The following is a 19,286-nucleotide window of genomic DNA, read 5'->3' on the forward strand; positions in this document are numbered from 1 at the left end:
ACCATGTGTATGGAAGGGGCGGAAGCCTTCAGACGCACTCCGTACCGTCCCCCCTGCTTGACGATCTCCGGCTCCTCCAGCACCAGCTCGTCGGTGCTGGGCACCACGATCCCGTATCCGGTGGTCTTGACTTCCTCCAGCGCCCCGGCCACCTTGTCATACTCCGCCTTTACGTGGGAGAGCTGGGAGAGCAGCTCCAGCAGGTCGCCGTCGTCGTGGACAGTAAAGCCGGACTGCTGGGACAGAGTTTCGTAGAACAGCTCTCTGGGCAGCTCCAGCCGGGCGGCAGACAGCCCGGTACCCAGACTGATGGAAGTGATGACGGCGCTGCTCACCCAGTCGCAGCCGCCGATTGCCTCCACCGTCTTTTCCACGTCCCGGACCCGGTGCATCCCGGCAGCCCCCTCCCGGATAGCGGTGTAGAGGCCGTTTTTGATGGGGTGGTCGTAGGGCAGGGCATCTACCCAGGGAGGCAGGAACAGATCCAGCTCCTTGACCGGGAACTCATAGAGGACCCCCTTGATGATCTGGGTCACCGCCTCCTCATCCAGCTGGAGGCAGTCGGCGCACACCACCGTCACGTCGTACCGGGAGGCCAGATCGGCCCGGATGGCTTTGGCCCGGTCGGAGTCCGGGTAGGCGGAGTTGAGCACTACCAGGAAGGGTTTCCCCAGCTCCTTCAGCTCCTGGATCACCCGCTCCTCCGCCTCCAGGTAGTCCTCCCGGGGGATATCGGTGATGGTGCCGTCGGTGGTGACCACGATGCCTATGGTGGAGTGCTCGGCGATGACCTTCCGGGTGCCGATCTCGGCGGCCTCGGTCATGGGGATCTCATGGTCGAACCAGGGGGTGGTGACCATGCGGGGGGAATCGTCCTCCATGGCCCCTACGGCGCCGGGCACCAGATAGCCCACGCAGTCGATGAGCCGGACGGAAAAGGAGGCCCCGTTCTCCATATCGATGCGGACGGCCTCCTCTGGGACGAACTTGGGCTCTGCCGTCATCACAGTGCGGCCCGAGCCGCTCTGGGGCAGCTCATCTCTGGCCCGCTCCTTCCGGTACACGTTGTCGATGTTGGGGATGACCATGGTCTCCATGAACCGTTTGATAAATGTGGATTTTCCCGTCCGCACCGGCCCCACCACGCCGATATAGATATCTCCCTCGGTACGCAGGGCGATATCCTCATAGAGCTTGCGTTGTTCCACTGGCAATTCCTCCTTCGGCCCGTGAGCCGGTCGTTTTCTCTACATACGTATGGGGATAAGCCATAAAATATGCGTCCACACGGTCAAAAGTAAAGAGGGGGCCTCCGGGCAAACTGCCCGGAGGCCCCCTCTGAGTCTCTAGCGTTTCCGTGGGATAAGCAGCAGCCTGCCCCCCACCGGCGTATCCTCGTCCAGGCCGTTGGCCTGGACGATATCCCCGGCTGTGGTGCCGTAGGACTTGGCAATGTCCCACAGCCGCTCCCCCGGTCCCACCATGCGCAGCACGATGGACGGGCGCTGGCTGTGATCCAGAGGCTCCGTCTCATCCAGCGTGATGCCCGAGATCCCTGCCACCGTGCGGGAGGCCAGGGCCGTATAGCGGAAACTGACGGGGAAGCGCACCTCCAGTCCCCCTGCAGCGGCCGCCGCAAAGACCGGCGCCGTACAGAAGCAGCGGCAGCTGCACACGGCGTATTCCGGCAGCTCAAGGGAGCAGGACACCTGCAGCGGCCGGGTGACCGAGCCCATCTCGCCCTCGTCGGTCTGGTACAGGGCGGTGACGTTGATCTGGGCGGTAACCGTGAGCCGCTCCCCTTCCCGGCTTTGCGTGAGGGCCCCAATGCAGGCGTAGGCATCGGCGGCGTCCTTCAGCAGCGCCCCCGTCTCCAGCAGCTCCCGCACGGTGATCTCCTTCTCGCCCTGGTCCATCAATCGGGCCAGGGTATAATTTCGGTGCTCAGCAGTCATAGGGTACAGGGTGGAGTAGGCATCGGTGAGCATCCGCACGGTCCGCGCCTCCCGGATCACCGCCTGAGCCAGCAGGCCCAGCGATACGCTGAACATCCGGCCGTCTCCCCCGTCCATGGTGCAGTCCAGATCGGTCAGGATCACCTGTACCTCACAGCCGGCGTCCTCGCCCGCTCCGCTGACCTCCATGATCTGGGAGAATGGCAGCTCAAATTCCGCGGTGAACAGCTCACCGTCCCCGCCCCGGCAGAGCAGCTGGAGCTGGGTCTCCCCCTTGAAAATGAGCTTGTTGCCGATCACCTTGGCCTCATTGCAGCGCACATAGGCCCGGCTTTTCAGCAGTTCCTCCGCCTCCGGCTTTCCGCTGGAAAGGGTCAGATCGTCAGAAAATGTAAAGGCTTTTTCCTGCACACATACTGTGACGTAGGCGTCGTACTCCTCTGAAAGCTGCTCCACACCAAACTGTGCCCCATCCGGCACGCTGCTGCATACCGACACGCTGGCGGGAGAGAACACCTGCACATCAGCGGCAAGGCTGACCCGCACCAGTACCTTTCTGGGATTGAGCAGCCTGGCATCCGCCGCCTGCACTCTGGGCAGGGCGGTCACCAGGCAGGAGGGGGTGATGGCCGGCGCGTCGGCGGTACAGGTGAAGGGCAGCGAGACCTCCATACGCCGCATGCCCTCCGCGCCATCAGGCACATAGAGCAAAACGGCCCGCACCGTGCCGGACAGCTCCACCCGCCCCTCCTGAGGCTCCTTCCCCGCCAGGCACACCGTTCCCTCCACGTCGCAGATCCGCAGGATATCCGGACAGGCGTCGGGCACGATGGCCTCCAAAGTCTCCTCACGGCAAACCGTGGTGTCCAGTATGGTGTCGCAGCCGTTCAGCTCGGTTCGTTCCAGTTCCAGCTCCATAGTGTTCCACTCCTTGTATGGTCTGATACAGTCTTGCTACCAGACTATATGTCCAAGGAGCGCCCGGTATGCCTCAGCCCCGGATGCCGAAAATGGTCTTCAGGATTCCCCGCAGGGCCTTTGGAGATTTTACCACCACGATCTTCATAGCATTGCCTCCCTGTCGCTCCAAATTCGTTTGAGCCAGTCCTTGCCCCGGTATCCCACCCAGGCGCCCGCGCCGAAGGCGGCCAGGCAGATCGGATGGGTCAGCAATGCCGCACCTGCGGCGCAGGCCGCCGCCGTACCCAGCCACTTCCTGCCCTGTAACGTCATAAAAGCCGCCTCCCTTACTGGTTCTGACCCAGTATACGCGGGAGACGGCTTTTGTGTTCAATCTCAGATGTTTTCTTCTCTTTGGCTGCGGATCAGCAGCGCCCGGCCCTCAGTAATGGTAATTTCCATCACCCTCTGCCGGGGTTCATTGCTGATGGAAAGGGTATCGCCCCGGATCAGGTCCGCACGCTCCAGCGAATACTTCATCCCCTTCAGTGTAACGCCGGACACTGTGCGGTCCAGAGGCACCAGAGAAAGGTAGTGGTAATGGGGCTCGTCCTCCACCAGAAAGCTGCCCGGCAGGAGCAGGCGCACCTCATTGTCCTCGTCCACAATCATACCGTCCCCGCCCCGGTCGGCCAGCCACTCCAACAGAAGCAGGTTGGAGGCGGTGTGGTCCAGCCGTCCGCCGGTGCAGCCGCACAGCAGCAGCCGGGAGATCCCCATGGACAGTGCCTGGTCCATGGCAGCCTGGAGGTCGGTCATATCCTTTTCCACCGGCAGGGTCACGCAGGGCACATCCAGCTCCGGCCGCTGGCCGGAATCCCAGTCACCGATGAGAAAATCCGGCATCAGGCCGGCGGAGCGTCCATTGGCATAGCCGCCGTCGGCACAAAACACCGTCCACTGCCCTTCTTTTAAATACGGGGCCAGAAAGGAGCCATCCTTCCACGGCGCCGCCCCTATAATCAGTCCCCGTTTCCCTTCCGCTGCCATTCCGGCACTTCCTTTGCCTGTTCATACAGCCGCACATAGCTGGCATGGCGGCTTTTGGGGATCAAGCCCGCTTTTACTGCCTCCAGCACTGCACAGCCTTTTTCCTTTACATGGGCGCAGCCGGTAAACCGACACTGCCCCAGATAGGGCTTAAACTCCCGAAATGTTCGCTCCAGCTCTTCCGGACGGCGCAGCTCCATCTCTTCCGTGTCAAAGGAGGAGAAGCCTGGCGTGTCCGCTACAATTGCGCCATTGTCCAGCCGGAACAACTCCACATGACGGGTGGTGTGACGGCCCCGTCCCAGTTTGTCCGATACCTCGCCAACCTGAAGGTGGAAGTCCGGCTGAAGGGCGTTCAGAATGCTGGACTTTCCAACGCCGGAATTCCCTGTAAAGGCTGATACCTTTCCGGCGATCAGACGCCCCAGTTCCGGAATGCCCTCGCCGGTTTCCGCACTGACCCGCAGGGTGGTGAAGCCGGCTTTCACGTAGGTTTCGTACAGCTCCTCCGCCCCGTCCAAGTCACACTTATTGAGCACGATAATGCTGTCGCAGTCCCGGCCCTCGGCGATGGATACCACCCGGTCAATGAGAAACGGATCGGTCACCGGGATGGCCCCGGAGGCCACCACCACCAGTTGGTCAATGTTGGCCACCGCCGGGCGCTGAAACTGGTTCTTCCGCGGGAGAATCGCATCCAGGATGCCGTTCTGCCCCTCCAGGATGGTGAAGGTCACCCGATCGCCCACCAGCGGGGTCAGCTTCTGGTGCCGGAACTTGCCCCGGCCCCTGCAGGCGATCAGACGGCCGTCTCCGCCATCCACATAGTAGAAGCCGCTGAGGGCTTTTAAAATCACACCCTCCATATCAGCTGAACGGAATGGCCCGGGACCAGGCTTCCTGCCCGTCGATATAGACCGTAACGGTGCGGGTCCCGCTGCTGGTCAGGGGTACCACCACCGACATCATCTTTGTCTCTACTGTTTCAGCATACTTACGCTCACCATCCACGGTGATCACGACCTCTACAGTTTCACGGCCGTCTCTGGGCAGATCCACCTGGACGGGAACGGTTTTTTCCGCAGCACTGCTTCCGCCGCCGGGCGTCTGCGTTGGCTGAGTGCTGGGCTCTGTGCTGGGCGCAGTGCTGGGTTCAGCGGTGCTATTGGGATCGGGGCCCTTGCTCACCCGGAACTGGATAGAAGAGCCCTTCGCCACCTCGTCCCCGTTGTTGATGCTCTGCCAGGTAATGTGGCCGGCCTCTATATCATCACTGTATTCCTCAGTGACGCCAGACACCACCAGGCCCAAATTCTCCTCAGCCTTCTTGCGGGCCTCCGCCTCTGTCATGTCGATGAAGGAGATCACCGTGACCATCTCGGCCTTCTTGCCGTCGCTGACCACCAGCTCCACACGGTCCACCTCGTCCAGCGGGGTCTCCGGATCGGGGTCCTGGGAGATCACATAGTCCTCGTTTACATCTTCGGAGTTCTCACGCCGGATGGTCAGATTCCCGGCGGATTCAGAGAAGCCCAGTTTCTCCAGACGGCTTACCGCAATGCGATAGTCCTGATTCTCCAGGTCGGGCATTACCTCCCCTTCCTCGCTGCTCTGGCTGCCGTCACTGACAGTTACCGTAATGGTGGATCCGGCGGAGGCGTTGCGGCCGCTCTCAGGCGTCTGGCTGACGATATACCCCTCAGGCAGGTCGCTGGCCACAGTATCTCCCTGGACGATCTGGAACTGCGCCTCCACCACCTCATCCATGGCCTGGGCCTCTTCAATGGTCTTGTTGTAGAGGTTGGGTACGTTATAAACGGTGTCTCCGCTGATCCCCAGTCCGCTGAAGAAGGAGACAAACAGGAATACGCCGATGCCTACCAGGAAAATGGCTACAGCCGCAATGGCCAGAATGATGGGCAGCTTACTGCCGTGATCCGAGTAGTCATCATACTCGTCTCTCCGCTCCGGTCTGCTCTGCCGCTTCCTGGGGTGGGGTTCCGGTTCCTCCGGAACATATTTGTCACTGTGGGCCGGCTGAGATCGCACGCTGTGGGGCGTATTGGCCCCCAGCACCTGGGTGGGTTCGTCCCCATCGGTTACCAGCAGGTCCGCAGAAGTGTAATCAAAGTTGATGGAGGGATTTTTACGGAACTCCTCCAGATCAGCCAGCATGGCATCGGCGGAAATATAGCGCTGATTCACATCGGAGGCCATGGCTTTCATGGTGATGGCCTCCAGGGCCTCCGGGATCTCCGGATCGATCTCTCTGGGTGAAAGCGGGATGGAATTGATGTGCTGGATGGCCACTGCCACCGGGGAATCCCCCTCGTAGGGCAGACGTCCGGTGATCATCTCATAAAGCACCACGCCGGCGGAGTAGATATCGCTGCGGGCGTCGATGTGGCTGCCCCTGGCCTGCTCCGGAGAGATATAGTGGACGGAGCCCAGGGCCTCCTGGGTCAGGGTAGCCTGGGCTGCGGAGGTGAGCCGGGCGATGCCGAAGTCGGCCACCTTCAGGCTGCCGTCCCGCAGGACCATTATGTTATGGGGCTTGATATCCCGGTGAATAATACCCCGGCTGTGGGCGTGAGACAGAGCCTTCATAATCTGAGTGATGAAGTGGAGGGCCTCCCGCCAGGCCAGCTTGCCGCCTTTTTTCTGCATATACTGCTTGAGGGTGATGCCGTCCAGCAGCTCCATCACGATATAGTCCAACTCCGGCGTGTGGGACACGTCGTACACTGCCATGATATTGGGATGGGAGAGCATGGCGACGGCCTGAGATTCGTCGTGGAACCGGCGGCGGAATTCTGTATCCTGCGCCAGTTCTTCCTTCAGGATCTTGATGGCCACCAGTCGGTTCAGCCGGTGGTCTCTGCCCTTGTATACAACCGCCATACCGCCGATGCCGATGCGCTCCAGTATCTCATATCGATTGTCGAGTAATTTCCCTATGTACTGATCCATAGTTCATTACCCCCTTTTAAACGATCTGGAAGAGAACGGCCGTTACGTTGTCCGGCGCGCCTCTGGACAATGTGATATCCAACAGCCGCTGACAGCACTCTGCTGTCTCGCCGCCGTGGAGTACCTCGTACAAAATCTCCTGGTCCGTGACGATATTGCTCAGCCCGTCGGAGCAGAGCAATAGATAGTCGCCGGAATGGAGCTGTTTTTCATACAGATCCGCCCGAATCTGTTCTTCTGCCCCAAGCGCCCGGGTAATCAGGTTCTTCCGGGGATGGGTGCGGGCCTCTTCCGGCGTAATATCGCCCCGGGCCACCATATCCTCCACCACGGAGTGATCTCTGGTCAGGCGGGTAATGCCTTCCTCATTGATGTGGTAAGCCCGGCTGTCACCGATATTCAGCAGGTATGCCACATTCTCCACGATGAGTACCGCCACCATGGTGGTACCCATTCCCCGACAGTCCGGGTCGGTACAGGCCCGCCGGAATACGGCGGAATTGGCCGCGGCCGCAGCCTGACTCAGGACCGCGGGCGGCCCCGCCTCGTCCTTCGGCTGCATGCTCTGCAGGGTATCCACAAAGGTCTCCACCGCAATCAGGCTGGCGATATTGCCTGCCTTCGCGCCGCCCATGCCGTCGCATACCACGCCCACAGCCAGATGCTCTGAGGTAACATCTAAGTAATAACCATCCTGATTCTGCGTCCGGATCGCTCCCTTGTCGGTAACGCCCCATGCATGTATCATAGTGAATCTGCCTCTTTCCCGTACGAAAATTGCAAGCCTGTCCCCCGTCCTGCACGGCCGGACGGAGGGGCCCTTTTACTCTGCGTTCTGCTCCTGCATGCGCTTGCGGCGGAGCTGACCGCAGGAGGCGTCGATGTCGCCTCCCAGCTTTCTGCGCACCGTAGCGGTGATCCCCTGCTGCTCCAGCCGCTTCTGGAATGCGGCTACCCGGCGGCTGGGCTTCAGCGGGCTCTCCGCCACGTCATTCAGGGGGATCAGATTGACATGACCCGGCGTTCCCTTCAGGTGTCGGGCCAGCAGATCGGCCTGCCAGTCCGCGTCGTTGACGCCGTCAATCATGGCATACTCGTAGGAGATCCGCCGGCCGGTCTTTTCAAAATAGCGCCGGCAGGTGTCAAACAGCTTCTCGACACCTACCGAGCGATTCACCGGCATGATCCTGCTCCGGGTCTCATCATCCGGAGCATGGAGCGAAACGGATAATGTTAATTGTAACTGATGCTCTGCCAGTTTGTCAATTTTTTCGGTAAGGCCGCAGGTGGACAGGGAGATATGCCGCATACCGATATTCAGTCCGTCCAGGCTGTTGACCAGCTCCAGAAACCGCAGGACCGTATCAAAATTATCCAGCGGTTCGCCGATCCCCATAAGCACGATATTGCTGATTGGCAACCCGGAATCCAGCTGGGTAAACAGCACCTGATCCAGCATTTCAGCCGGTGTCAGGTCCCGCACCTTGCCGCCCAGTGTGGAGGCGCAGAAGGCGCACCCCATACGGCAGCCGACCTGAGAAGATATGCATACAGTATTCCCATGATGATAGCGCATCAAAACAGTTTCGATGCAGTTCCCGTCTCCCAGCCGCCACAGATATTTCATGGTCCCGTCCAGGGCGGAGACCTGCTTCCGCTCCACCTCCGGAGGGCACAGAAGGCAGTCAGCCTTCAGCTTTTCCCGCAGCGCTTTGGACAGGTTGGTCATCTCATCGAAAGAGCGCACCCCCCGATGGAGCCACTGAAAGACCTGCTTGGCCCGGAAGGCGGGCTCCCCCAGTTCTTTGAAAAAGGCGGTCATCTCCGCCAGATTCATGGATTTCAGATCGGTCATGTCACGCTCCCCCACCGGTTTTTTCCGGCGGTATCAGTCCGTATTTCTTGGCAATGGCGTCCAGTTCCTCCGCCGTAGGTTCCCTGTCCGGGGGCATGGGCTTGACGGGATGGGCGTAGGGTGCCGGCCTCGGCTCCAGGGGCCACTGGGTCCGGAATGTCCCGGTCTGGACCCACACCTGGGCAAAGCACCAGCCGTTGTCCTGCTCGTACTCCAGATTTTCCGGCAGCTCCCGGATCAACTCCTGAAAGCCAGGGCGATCCAGCAGCTTGGGGTGGTAGGCGCTCTCCCGCCACAGCTCCAGGCCCAGGGCGGGAAATTCATAGGTACAGGCCAGATCATGGTCCTCGCAGTCACAAACATAGCCGGTCTCTTTGGCCAGGGCCGGGATCAGATCCTCAGCGTGGGTGCGGGTCAGATCCAGGCCCCGGTACAACACCTTAAGGTCCTTGCTTTGGTTCAGGCCGATGCGGCTCAGCCGCCCGTCCTCATACTCCAGATGAAAGGTCTCGGGAACTCCATCCCCGCCGAAGCGGTGCCAGACCTCCACGGCCGGGCTTTCGGCCTCACCCAGCTTCCGGAGGGCTTCCTCCGCCTCCGCCTGGGTCATGCCCAGGGTAAATGGTCCCATACCCTCGTTGGGCCGGACCTCGTACACCCCACGCATCCGCCGCAGCTTGGCGAAGAAGAAGCCATCGGTACCGTGGCGATGGGGCCAGCAGGTCACCATGCCCTCCTTGGCCCCCTCAAAGTCGCCTGGTACTTCAAAACTCTCTAATGTAAAGTCCTTGTGCTTGTCTAAAAAGTCGTGGACTACATCCTCGTTCTCCCGCTCCAGCAGGGTGCAGGTGGCGTAGAGCAGCACCCCGCCCGGCCGAACATAGCGGCACACGTTGTCCAGAATGGCCTTCTGGACCCGGGGCAGCCCCTCCAGAGGCTTGGGGTCCTTGTACCTGATGTCCGGCTTTTTGCGGATGATGCCGAGACCAGAGCAGGGCACGTCGGCAAATACCAGGTCAAATCCGTCAAGGAATTCTTCTTTGCACTCCCTGCCGTCCAGCATTTTGGCCGAGATGCACTCCAGGCCCAGCCGCTTGGCTCCCGCCTGGATCAAATCGATCTTATGGGGGTGGATGTCGCAGGAAGTGATGCTTCCCCGGCCTCCCATGGCGATAGCGGCGGCAAAGGACTTGCCGCCGGGGGCGGCGCAGGCATCCAGCACCTCCATGTCCTGCCTGGGGTCGGCGGCCAATACCGCCAGCTTTGCGGCGGCGTCCTGGATGTAAAAGAGGCCCTCCCGGAAGGCGGTCAGCTCCTCCACGCTGCCGGTGTGGGACAACAGCAGGCAGTCTGGCAGCCAGGGGTGTGGTTCCACCTCCACTCCCTCCGCCCGGAGGGACTCGGTCACCTGTTCCGTGGTAGCTTTTGTGGTGTTCACCTGAGCACAGGTGGGCGGCTCCCCATTGTCGGCGGCCATGAGCCGCTCCGCCTCCTCCCTGCCCAGACGACGGATAAAGACATCAGCCAGCCACTTGGGATGGCTGTATCGGATCGCCGGGTCGGCGGGCGGCTCCAGGCTGTCCTTCTGCCGCACCAGGGAACGGAGCACACCGTTGACCAGTCCGGCGGACCGAGGATTTCTGGAGCCCTTCCGGGCCAGATCCACCGCCTCACTGACGGCGGCGTGGTCGGGCACCCTGTCAAGGAATAACACTTGATAGGCTCCAAGCCGCAAGGTATTTCGGACGCCGGGCTCCATTTTCTCCAGCTTCACCGTGGACAGCTTGCCCAGGTAGTGATCCAGCAGCAGCCGGTTCTGGAGCACACCGAAGCACAGCCGGGTGGCCAGGGCGGCGTCCCGGCTGTCCAGCCCGGCATCCCGGAGGGACTTCTTCAAAAATCCGTCCGACCAGGCTCCCTGCTTCTCACAGGCAATCAGCGCCCGCAGCGCCACCTCACGGGCCGAGATTCGCCCACTCATATCAATCCCTCCGACGGCCACCAAAGGCCAGCAGGAACCGGAGCAGCTGGGCCAGGGATACCAGCAGCGCTGCCACATAGGTCATGGCGGCGGCACCCAGCACCTTTTTTGCGCCCCGCAGTTCCTCTTCATCCAGCAGGTAGGTTTCCCGCAGGCTGACGATGGCCCGCCGGGAGGCGTTAAATTCCACGGGCAGGGTGACGATCTGCCCCAGTACGGCCAGGGAGAACAAAATGACGCCCAGGCCGAACAGAGGCTGAGAGTAGAGGAACAGGCCCAGAATGATCAGGATAATGGATAACTGGGAGCCGATGTTGCACACCGGGATGATGGCAGTCCGCAGCTTGATGGGAGCATAGCCCTGGGCATACTGGACTGCATGGCCCGCTTCATGGGCGGCCACGCCTACCGAGGCAATGCTGGCGGAGTTGTAGACAGCATCAGACAGACGGATCACATTGCTCCTGGGATCGTAGTGGTCACTGAGCCTGCCCGCCACACGCTCGATCCGTACATCGTATACGCCGTGAGCCCGGAGCACTGCCTCCGCCGCCTGAGCGCCGGTGAAGCCCCGGGCGCTCCGCACCTGGGAATACCGGTTGAAGGTGGAGGACACATTGACCTGGGCCAGCAGCGCGATGAGCATGGCCGGAACCAGGATCATCCAGTAATAGGGGTCATAATAGTAGAAAAATGGCATAGCAGCCTCCATTCACATGATCTGTCCGCCGGTGAGATAACCGTACAGGGTGACCACAAAGCCGAGGGACATCACCACAGTCAGCAAAATGGTGAGCCAGCGCCGCTTCTCCGTCAGTGCCGCGGCAAAGAGGAAAAAGGGTAGCGCGCAGGACAGATAGCGTCCCGCGCTGAGCAGCCAGGACAGAGAGTAGTTCAGCACCAGATAGACAAAGCCGTACAGCACATACATACTGCGGAACCGTTTCCTGGCGTAGACAGCCAGGGCAAAAAAGGCCGGGAACAACAGAATGGTTGGGATCCAGAGCTGATACCGCACCGCCTGAGTGGGATAGGACAGGGCATTTTGCAGTACATACCACAGGGTATCGGAGATCCAGCAAAAGCCCTGGCTCCAGTGCTCCTGCATAACGGTAAAGGCAAACGGATCGCCCCCCACTTGCCAGTTGAGAAGCAGGTAGACCGCCGTGCCCAGTACCGGCAGCAGCAGCACAGGCAGACGGCGTAAAATCTCCCGCCAGTCAAAGCGGCCCCTGTGTTCCACCAGCTCGGCGACGGCCGCTCCAATCAGCAAGATGCCGTGCATACGGGTCATGGCGGCCAATATCCCGAACAGCCCGGCCAGCCACCAGCGGTGCCGGCGGATATACCAAAGGCCGGCGGCGGTAGTCAGAAAAAACAGGCTTTCCGTCATGATCCCGCCGAAGAAAAAGGCATAGGGAAAAACCGAAAGGAACAGTACCGCCCGCCGGGCGGCACCCTTCCCCAGCTCCCAGGCCGCCAGCTTGCAGAGATAGACGCAGCCGCCGGCGTAGGAGAGAAACGAGATCAGCAGCCCTGCCGCCATAGTATTGCCGGTCAGGGCGGAAACCAACCGCATCAGCCAGGGGTACAGCGGGAAAAAGACCAGGAACAGGTGCTTCCCGTCCTCTATATATCCGGAATAGCCCAGATCGGCCAGATTGACATAATGCAGGGCATCCCAGCGCTTCCAGGTCCACAGGGCCGCATCTGCCCCGGAATCGGGATAGAGTACCAGGCAGGAAAAAAGTCCCACCAGAGCAAAAATCGCCAGCCGGAACAGCAGCGCCAGAAGAAAAACCTTCAGCGCCTCCTCCCTGCTCACCGGGCAGCAGACAGATCCGGGCGCCCGGGTATAGAGCGGGACCGGCAGGCCGGCGGCACCCAGCCAGCGCAGGACCAGGTACAGGCCCAGGACGATCACCGCTCCAGATACCAGAACGGTCCAAAGCAGCTCCATACCAGCCTCCTGTTATACGGTGATGGGATGCCCCCGCAGATAGTCGGCGGCTTTCATACGGCGGCCGCCGTCAGGCTGAAGCTCATCAATTCTCAAGATGGTGCCATCTCCGCAGGCCACCTCGATTCCCGTTTTATCTGCCCGGAGAATGGTGCCCGGGACGGCGCCGGTCCGGTCGGTCAAGATGGTAGTGGAAAACACTTTACACCGATTGCCGCTCAAGGTGGTGACCGCCGCGGGCCAGGGGATCAGACCCCGGACCTGGTTATGGAGCTGGCCGGCGGTGCGGCTCCAGTCCATGGGGGACAGCTCCTTGGACAGCATGGGGGCCAGCGTAGCGCTGTTGCCGTCCTGAGGGGTCCGGACAGCGGTCCCGGCACCCAGATCGGCCACCACCTTCACCAGCAGCTCCGCACCCAGCCGGGCCAGCCGGTCGTAGAGCTCCGGCGCGGTCTCATCAGGGCCGATGGGAGTGGCGGTCTGGGCAATGATATCGCCGGCGTCCAGGTCGTGGGCCATATGCATGATGGTCACACCGGTCTCCTTGTCTCCGTTGAGGATCGCCCAGTTGATGGGAGCGGCTCCCCGATAAGCCGGGAGGAGAGACGAATGGACATTGATGCAGCCCACCGGAGGCGCGGCCAGAATGTCGTCAGGCAGGATACGGCCATAGGCAGCTACCACGATAAGCTCGGGTGCCAGCTCCTGAATCAGGGCCAGGGCGGTACCGTCCCGCAGCTTGGTGGGCTGATATACCGGAATATCGTGGCTTTGGGCGCACACCTTTACCGGCGGCGGCAGCAGTTTCATGCCCCGGTTCTTGGGCTTATCCGGCTGGGTGAATACGCCGCACACCGTGTGGCCCGCCTGGATCAGAGCTTCCAGGGAGGGCACCGCGAAATCGGGGGTGCCCATGAACAGGATCCTCATTCCCCGTCCTCCTCCTGAGCCTGGATCATCTCGTCCAGCTCCTCGTTGGTGTACAGCCGGTCGGTGTGCTCGGTAAACAGGTGGCCATCCAGGTGCTCCAGCTCATGGCAGAAGCAGCGGGCCACGATGTCCTCACCCTCTGCCTCAAAGAAGTTGCCGTTCCGGTCCTGAGCCCGCACCTTGGCCTTCTGGGGCCGCTTGACGATGCCCCAGCGGCCGGGGACGGACAGGCAGCCCTCAAAGCCCTCCTGCTCCCCCTCCTGGGCGATCAGCTCCGGATTTACCAGCTCCAGCATATTCTCCTGGTCGTCCACCACGATGACCACCCGGCGGAGGATGCCCACCTGGGGCGCGGCCAGACCGGCGCCGTTGGCGTTGGCCAGAGTCTCCTTCAAATCGTCGATCAGGTCGTGGAGCCGTCCGTCGAAATTGGTGACAGGGCGGCAGACCTTGTGAAGGGCGGGATCATTATCGGTCAAAATGGTACGCAGTGCCATAAATAGTTCCTCCTAGTCCAGGGGATTGACGTCCGCAAATACGGATACCCCTTTGTTTTCTTTGTCAGCCTGGGCGCACCGGACCAGCTCGGCCACCAGAGCGCGCACTTGCTTGGTATTGGTACAGGATAGGGTCAGCCGATATCGGTATCGGTCGTTGATCTTGGCAATGCCGGCTGGCGCGGGACCCAGAATGTGCAGCTCCAGCCGGTCCAGCGGCGGCCTGCGCAGCCAGGCTTCCAGAGCCTGACGCATCCGCACGCAGGCCCGCAGGGACGCAGCCTCCGATTTGCCGGAGGCGGTGAGCACAAACAGGTCCCGGAAGGGCGGACAGCCCCGCAGCCGCCTCAGTTCGATCTCGTGGGCATAGAAGGCGTCATAGTCCTGCCTGGCTGCGGTGCGGATCACGTCGTTCTCCGGGGTAAAGGTCTGGATCAGCGCCTTGCCGCCTTTGGCACCCCGGCCTGCCCGGCCTACCACCTGGGTCAGCAGGGAGAAGGTGCGCTCCCCCGCCCGGTAGTCATCCACATACAGGGAGAGGTCGGCGGAGATCACCCCCACCAGGGTGACATTCTCAAAGTCCAGCCCTTTGGCCACCATCTGGGTGCCCACCAGAATGGGGATCTTCTCCCGTTCAAACCGGGTCAGCAGCTTTTCGTGGGTCTGAGTGGCGGACACGGTGTCGGTATCCATCCGCAGGATCTCCCGGCCGGGAAAAGCCTCCTTCAGCTCCTCCTCCACCCTCTGGGTGCCGGTGCCGATAAAGTTCAGGGTACCGCCGCAGGAGGGACAGGCATCAGGCAGCGGCTCCGAGTGGCCGCAGTAGTGGCACATGAGCCGCCCATTGGCCGAGTGATAGGTCAGATGGACCGAGCAGCGGGGGCAGGTGGGCACCTCTCCGCACTCTCCGCAGGACACCATGCGGTTGGCACCCCGGCGGTTGAGGAACAGAATGCTCTGCTCTCCCCTGTCCATTGCCTCCTCCAGGCTGGCCTTCAGAGGATCGCTGAGGTCGGTACCGTTGCCGGCCCGGAGCTCCTTTTTCATATCCACGATCTCCACCGGCGGAAGCGGACGAGTGTTGTAGCGCTGGCGCAGGGTAAACAGGTGGTAGGCACCAGTCCGGGCTCGGTACATGCTCTCCACCGACGGAGTGGCGGACCCCAGAAGGAGCAGGGCCTTTTCCTGGACACAGCGGTATTTTGCCACGTCCCGGGCGTGATATTTCGGTACATTTTCCGATTGATAGGTAGGTTCCTGCTCCTCATCCAGAATGATGAGCCGGAGGTTCTTCAGTGGTGCGAATACGGCGGAGCGGGTGCCGATGACCACCTGGGCATTTCCCGCCCGGATCCGCTTCCACTCGTCGTACCGCTCCCCGGTCCGTAGAGAGGAGTGGAGCACGGCGATCTGGTCCCCAAAATGGGCGGAGAACAGCCGCAGCAGCTGGGGAGTCAGGGCGATTTCCGGCACCAGCACCAGGGCGGAACCGCCACGTTCCAGCACCCGGCGGATCAGTTTCAGATAAACCTGAGTCTTTCCGCTGCCTGTGACCCCGTAGAGCAGGGCAGCGGCAGCCTGACCGGTACGGGTCAGCTGGTCCAGCCCCTCATAAGCCCGCTGCTGCTCCTCATTCAGCTGAGGCTCCCCCGCCGGCTCCACTCCTTCCGGGATAGCCACACGGCGGAAAACCTCCCGCTGTTCCAAGGTGAGAATGCCCCGCTTGGCCAGAGCCCGCAGGGTCGCGGCGGAAGCACCGGTAAAATAACACAGCTCCTTGGCCGAGGCGCTGCCCAGACTGCACAGCAGCTCCACCACAGCATACTGGAGGGGAGCTGAGCGCCGTTTCCCGGCAATCTGCGCCATGGCCTCCTCCGCAGGAATGGCCAGAACGGCCACTTTTTCCGTCTTGTCTCCAACGCCCCGGGAGGCGCTGGTTTCCAGGGTCAGGATTCCCTTGTCCCGCAGCATACGGAGCGCAGGGTTAGGGTCCTTGATGCCGAAGGCCTCCTTGATCCGGCCCACATCGGCCTGACCACCCCAGGCAAAGAGCAGCTCCACCAGCTGTCTGGCGTGTTCCGACCGGCCGGCGGCGGCCAAGGCCGTTTCCTCATCCACACCGGGCACCAGGCTCCAGCAATCCTGAAGGGAAAAATACAGGCCGGCAGGCAGCATGGCCCGGGCGGCGTCATACACCGTACAGAACCAGCGCTCCCGCATCCAGAGGGCCAGCTGGATGGCTTTCCCATCCAGGACCGGCTCCTCGTCCAGTACAGTGAGCACCGGTTTGCGCCTGGGATTCGGCCCGCAGCCGGGCTCCAGAGCCAGTACGATCCCCTCCGTGCGGCGATTTCCCGCTCCGAAGGGCACGATGACCCGCATACCGGGGCGAAGGGTGTCCGCTGCCTCCTCCGGCACGGTATAGTCATAGGGCTTGTCGATGGCGTAGGTAGCGGCACTCAGCGCGATCTTGGCCACCGTAATGCCGTCCATCCACATCCCTCCTGACGGCGCTGTTTTCTCCATGCACAGGCAGAGGCAAGCGGCAGATTTCCTTTCTTCTGCCGCTTGCCTCCCTCTCTCTCTGTTAGCCCTCTTCGTCTTCCGGGTGCAGCTTGCCTTCCGCCACCTCGCGGATGGCGATGGTCACCGGCTTATCCTCCAGGGAAATCCCGGCCTCCTCCGCCTCGCTGGCCACCTGACGGGCCCGCTGGGCTACCACATTGACCAGCATATAGCGGCTGGGCACCTGCTGAAGCAGTTTGTTCATGGGGGGTTCGAGCATCATATCGGATCAGACTCCTTCTACAAAATTCATGCGGTTCTTGGTACGGCAGTCCTCGGCAGTCAAAATGGCGATGATCTCGCCCGCCGCTTCCGACACCTTATCGTTGACCACCAGATAATCATAATGGCAGATCTGCTGATATTCCTCCCGGGCCTTCTGCAGGCGGCCCTGGATGACCTCCTCCCGGTCGGTGGCCCGGCCGTGGAGGCGGCGGGACAGCTCCTCAAAAGAGGGCGGCACAATGAAGATCAGCACCGCGTCGGGACATTTTGCCTTTACCTTGGCCGCGCCCTGTACCTCAATGTCCAGCAGCACATCAATCCCGGCATCCAGCTTTTCCCGGATCACTTTCAGAGAGGTTCCGTAATAATTATGGACATATTCCGCGTATTCCAGCAGTTCTTCGTTGGCAATCATCTGCTCAAAGGTTTCCCGGGTGACAAAGTGATAATTCACCCCGTCGGCCTCACCTACCCGGGGCTGCCGGGTGGTAAAGGAAACAGAAAAATAGATGTCATGCCGCTCACTCAAAAGCTCGGAGATCACGGTGCTCTTTCCCACACCGGAAGGGCCGGAAACCACGATCAACTGTCCGCGGGTCTTCTTCTTCACGCTTATGCCTCCTCACTTTCCTCTGCCGCCGGTTCGGTCTCCTTACCGGCCAGACGCCCGGCCACCGTCTCCGGCTGTAGGGCTGAGAGCACGATGTGGTCGCTGTCCATAATGAGCACCGCCCGGGTCCGGCGGCCATAGGTGGCGTCAATGAGCACGCCCCGGTCCCTGGCCTCCTGGATCATGCGCTTGATGGGGGCCGACTCAGGGCTGACAATAGCGATCAGACGCCCGGCAGAAACCATATTGCCAAAGCCAATATTGATGAGTTTCATCTGCTAGCACCGCCTTATTCCATGTTCTGGATCTGTTCCCGGATCTTCTCGATCTCGGCTTTGATATCCACCACATAGCCGGCGGTTTCAATATCGTTGCATTTGGAGCCGATGGTATTGGCTTCCCGGTTAAATTCCTGAATCAAAAAGTCCAGTTTGCGGCCGATGGCACCGTCCTGAGCCAACAGGTGGCGCAGCTGGGACAGATGACTGCGGAGACGCACCGTCTCCTCGTCCACCGCCACCTTATCGGCGTAGATGGCCGCTTCCGTCAGGATGCGGCTCTCGTCCAGCTGGGTATTTTGGAGCACTTCCGCCATTTTGGCGGCCAGCCGGGCCCGATAGTCGGCCACAATGCCGGGGGAACGGATCTCCACCTTGGATACCAGCCCCTCAATGGTTTCCGCCCGGTTCAGCACATCCTGACCCAGCTTCTCCCCCTCCCGCAGACGCATGGCGTCAAAGTCGTCCAGGGCCAGCTCCAGCACGGAACAGATGTCCGCCGACACCGCCTCCAGATCCTCCTGGGTTTTCTCCACCAGGAACACATCCTGGAATCGGGACAACGTGGAAACGGAAATATCGTCTTTCAGTCCATAGGCATCCCGCAGGGCACACAGGGCGGCATAGTAGCCGTCGGCCATGGGGCGGTTCACCGATATGGTCACATCACCGCTCTCGGAAGGGCCGATGGTGACGAACACATCTACCTTACCCCGGGAAATATGGGATTGCACCGCAGCCTTTACGGCGTCCTCTGCAAAGACATAGATCCGGGGCAGTTTTACAGTGCAGTCCAGATATCGGTTATTGACGGAGCGAACTTCTACGGTAATGGGACGGCCATGAAGCACAGCCTCTCCCCTGCCGTAGCCTGTCATACTTTTGATCAAAGCCAGTTCCCCCTGTTCCTGGTTATCTCTGTTGGATCAGTTCCGCAGCGGGTGCGAAAAGCCTTCTGAAAAGTATACCAGATCAGGCACCTTTTCGCAAGACCCTGTCCACTCTGGCCACGTACAGGCCAATAAGCTTGGAAAATCCCACGTCGTAGATCACAAAGGCCACACTGCCCGCAGCAAAGATCATCCAGCCCTTATTTAAAATCGGCGGCAGAAAGGGTAAAAACAACTCCCGCAGGCCAAACCAGAAAATCGCGACGCTTCCATTAAAAACCGCCAGCTTGCACACCCATTCCAGTACCCGGTTGGGAAGATGCTCCAGCAGGGATTTCAGCATGGGCCACAGGCCGAAAAAGAGCAGGTAGAGTACCACGCTCCCCTTGCTGGGGAGCAGCAGCAGCCCCAGAATTCCCGTGGCACCGTAGCAGAAAAATCCCGCACCCATGCCCGCAGATATCACTGCGCCAGCCGGGAATACTCCGGCAATGGCCGTGACACCCAGCCGGGCTGTGGGTGAAATGGCAGACAAATAAAGAACCGCCAGAGAAAGTGCGGTAAGCACCCCAACAAGTGCCACCCGATTGGCGCTTCCCCGATCCCGCCTCGATGCCATA

At 61.1% G+C, this 19,286-nt stretch carries 18 protein-coding genes and 1 pseudogene; all 19 read right to left on the reverse strand.

All coding sequences use genetic code 11. The annotated features are described in order from the left end of the window. Positions 1-59: 59 nt before the first annotated feature. Positions 60-1,208: pseudogene (gene spoIVA, locus E0E41_RS00585) on the reverse strand (stage IV sporulation protein A); the annotation flags it as partial. Between the two features lie 138 nt (positions 1,209-1,346). Then, positions 1,347-2,873 carry a DUF3794 and LysM peptidoglycan-binding domain-containing protein gene (locus E0E41_RS00590; RefSeq protein ID WP_130868288.1) on the reverse strand — a complete coding sequence of 509 codons (1,527 nt, stop codon included), beginning with the start codon at positions 2,871-2,873 and terminating at the stop codon, positions 1,347-1,349. A gap of 144 nt (positions 2,874-3,017) precedes the next feature. Beyond that, entirely contained in the window at positions 3,018-3,188 is a 171-nt protein-coding gene (locus tag E0E41_RS18415) for a hypothetical protein (protein WP_165450480.1), read from the reverse strand. Between the two features lie 63 nt (positions 3,189-3,251). Beyond that, positions 3,252-3,905, reverse strand: a complete 654-nt coding sequence (locus E0E41_RS00595) for a thiamine diphosphokinase (protein WP_130868289.1) — start codon at positions 3,903-3,905, stop codon at positions 3,252-3,254. Then, on the reverse strand, positions 3,878-4,771 hold the full coding sequence (gene rsgA, locus E0E41_RS00600; protein ID WP_130868290.1) for a ribosome small subunit-dependent GTPase A: 894 nt from the start codon (positions 4,769-4,771) through the stop codon (positions 3,878-3,880). Before rsgA ends, E0E41_RS00595 begins: the two co-directional genes overlap by 28 nt. A gap of 1 nt (position 4,772) precedes the next feature. After that, positions 4,773-6,875 (reverse strand): Stk1 family PASTA domain-containing Ser/Thr kinase, encoded by a 2,103-nt coding sequence (gene pknB, locus E0E41_RS00605; protein ID WP_130868291.1) that lies wholly within the window; start codon positions 6,873-6,875, stop codon positions 4,773-4,775. A gap of 16 nt (positions 6,876-6,891) precedes the next feature. After that, entirely contained in the window at positions 6,892-7,623 is a 732-nt protein-coding gene (locus E0E41_RS00610) for a Stp1/IreP family PP2C-type Ser/Thr phosphatase (RefSeq protein ID WP_130868292.1), read from the reverse strand. Positions 7,624-7,698: 75 nt separating this feature from the next. After that, positions 7,699-8,730, reverse strand: coding sequence for a 23S rRNA (adenine(2503)-C(2))-methyltransferase RlmN (gene rlmN, locus E0E41_RS00615; protein WP_130868293.1), 1,032 nt, complete (start codon positions 8,728-8,730; stop codon positions 7,699-7,701). 1 nt (position 8,731) lies between these two features. Beyond that, entirely contained in the window at positions 8,732-10,711 is a 1,980-nt protein-coding gene (rsmB, locus tag E0E41_RS00620) for a 16S rRNA (cytosine(967)-C(5))-methyltransferase RsmB (protein ID WP_130868294.1), read from the reverse strand. A gap of 1 nt (position 10,712) precedes the next feature. Beyond that, complete coding sequence (locus tag E0E41_RS00625; protein WP_130868295.1) at positions 10,713-11,411, reverse strand: zinc metallopeptidase; 699 nt, start codon at positions 11,409-11,411, stop codon at positions 10,713-10,715. A 12-nt stretch (positions 11,412-11,423) separates the two neighbouring features. Continuing rightward, positions 11,424-12,671, reverse strand: coding sequence for a glycosyltransferase family 39 protein (locus E0E41_RS00630; protein WP_130868296.1), 1,248 nt, complete (start codon positions 12,669-12,671; stop codon positions 11,424-11,426). 12 nt (positions 12,672-12,683) lie between these two features. Beyond that, positions 12,684-13,601, reverse strand: coding sequence for a methionyl-tRNA formyltransferase (fmt, locus tag E0E41_RS00635; protein WP_130868297.1), 918 nt, complete (start codon positions 13,599-13,601; stop codon positions 12,684-12,686). Further along, positions 13,598-14,098, reverse strand: coding sequence for a peptide deformylase (def, locus tag E0E41_RS00640; protein ID WP_130868298.1), 501 nt, complete (start codon positions 14,096-14,098; stop codon positions 13,598-13,600). Before def ends, fmt begins: the two co-directional genes overlap by 4 nt. A 12-nt stretch (positions 14,099-14,110) precedes the next feature. After that, positions 14,111-16,591: a replication restart helicase PriA gene (gene priA / locus E0E41_RS00645; RefSeq protein WP_130868299.1), complete on the reverse strand. Its 2,481-nt coding sequence runs from the start codon at positions 16,589-16,591 to the stop codon at positions 14,111-14,113. Positions 16,592-16,685: 94 nt separating this feature from the next. Next, positions 16,686-16,886 carry a DNA-directed RNA polymerase subunit omega gene (rpoZ, locus tag E0E41_RS00650; protein WP_130868300.1) on the reverse strand — a complete coding sequence of 67 codons (201 nt, stop codon included), beginning with the start codon at positions 16,884-16,886 and terminating at the stop codon, positions 16,686-16,688. A gap of 6 nt (positions 16,887-16,892) precedes the next feature. Next, positions 16,893-17,504: a guanylate kinase gene (gene gmk, locus E0E41_RS00655; protein WP_130868301.1), complete on the reverse strand. Its 612-nt coding sequence runs from the start codon at positions 17,502-17,504 to the stop codon at positions 16,893-16,895. Then, positions 17,501-17,773: an extracellular matrix/biofilm regulator RemA gene (remA, locus tag E0E41_RS00660; RefSeq protein WP_130868302.1), complete on the reverse strand. Its 273-nt coding sequence runs from the start codon at positions 17,771-17,773 to the stop codon at positions 17,501-17,503. Before remA ends, gmk begins: the two co-directional genes overlap by 4 nt. 14 nt (positions 17,774-17,787) lie before the next feature. Beyond that, positions 17,788-18,666, reverse strand: a complete 879-nt coding sequence (locus E0E41_RS00665; RefSeq protein ID WP_242623641.1) for a YicC/YloC family endoribonuclease — start codon at positions 18,664-18,666, stop codon at positions 17,788-17,790. Positions 18,667-18,748: 82 nt separating this feature from the next. Beyond that, the gene (locus E0E41_RS00670) at positions 18,749-19,285 is read right to left on the reverse strand and encodes a hypothetical protein (protein WP_130868303.1); all 537 of its coding nucleotides are present in this window, start codon (positions 19,283-19,285) and stop codon (positions 18,749-18,751) included. Position 19,286 lies beyond the last annotated feature (1 nt).

It is taken from the genome of Intestinimonas massiliensis (ex Afouda et al. 2020) (assembly GCF_900626285.1).
In the GTDB taxonomy this organism is placed as follows: Bacteria; Bacillota; Clostridia; order Oscillospirales; family Oscillospiraceae; genus Flavonifractor; species Flavonifractor massiliensis_A.

What these genes read in the sequence shown, in the direction of transcription:
- E0E41_RS00590 (WP_130868288.1), bottom strand. Translation starts at nt 2,873, where the DNA reads ATGGAGCTGGAACTGGAACGAACCGAGCTGAACGGCTGCGACACCATA.
- E0E41_RS18415 (WP_165450480.1), bottom strand. Translation starts at nt 3,188, where the DNA reads ATGACGTTACAGGGCAGGAAGTGGCTGGGTACGGCGGCGGCCTGCGCC.
- E0E41_RS00595 (WP_130868289.1), bottom strand. Translation starts at nt 3,905, where the DNA reads ATGGCAGCGGAAGGGAAACGGGGACTGATTATAGGGGCGGCGCCGTGG.
- rsgA (WP_130868290.1), bottom strand. Translation starts at nt 4,771, where the DNA reads ATGGAGGGTGTGATTTTAAAAGCCCTCAGCGGCTTCTACTATGTGGAT.
- pknB (WP_130868291.1), bottom strand. Translation starts at nt 6,875, where the DNA reads ATGGATCAGTACATAGGGAAATTACTCGACAATCGATATGAGATACTG.
- E0E41_RS00610 (WP_130868292.1), bottom strand. Translation starts at nt 7,623, where the DNA reads ATGATACATGCATGGGGCGTTACCGACAAGGGAGCGATCCGGACGCAG.
- rlmN (WP_130868293.1), bottom strand. Translation starts at nt 8,730, where the DNA reads ATGACCGATCTGAAATCCATGAATCTGGCGGAGATGACCGCCTTTTTC.
- rsmB (WP_130868294.1), bottom strand. Translation starts at nt 10,711, where the DNA reads ATGAGTGGGCGAATCTCGGCCCGTGAGGTGGCGCTGCGGGCGCTGATT.
- E0E41_RS00625 (WP_130868295.1), bottom strand. Translation starts at nt 11,411, where the DNA reads ATGCCATTTTTCTACTATTATGACCCCTATTACTGGATGATCCTGGTT.
- E0E41_RS00630 (WP_130868296.1), bottom strand. Translation starts at nt 12,671, where the DNA reads ATGGAGCTGCTTTGGACCGTTCTGGTATCTGGAGCGGTGATCGTCCTG.
- fmt (WP_130868297.1), bottom strand. Translation starts at nt 13,601, where the DNA reads ATGAGGATCCTGTTCATGGGCACCCCCGATTTCGCGGTGCCCTCCCTG.
- def (WP_130868298.1), bottom strand. Translation starts at nt 14,098, where the DNA reads ATGGCACTGCGTACCATTTTGACCGATAATGATCCCGCCCTTCACAAG.
- priA (WP_130868299.1), bottom strand. Translation starts at nt 16,591, where the DNA reads ATGGACGGCATTACGGTGGCCAAGATCGCGCTGAGTGCCGCTACCTAC.
- rpoZ (WP_130868300.1), bottom strand. Translation starts at nt 16,886, where the DNA reads ATGATGCTCGAACCCCCCATGAACAAACTGCTTCAGCAGGTGCCCAGC.
- remA (WP_130868302.1), bottom strand. Translation starts at nt 17,773, where the DNA reads ATGAAACTCATCAATATTGGCTTTGGCAATATGGTTTCTGCCGGGCGT.
- E0E41_RS00670 (WP_130868303.1), bottom strand. Translation starts at nt 19,285, where the DNA reads ATGGCATCGAGGCGGGATCGGGGAAGCGCCAATCGGGTGGCACTTGTT.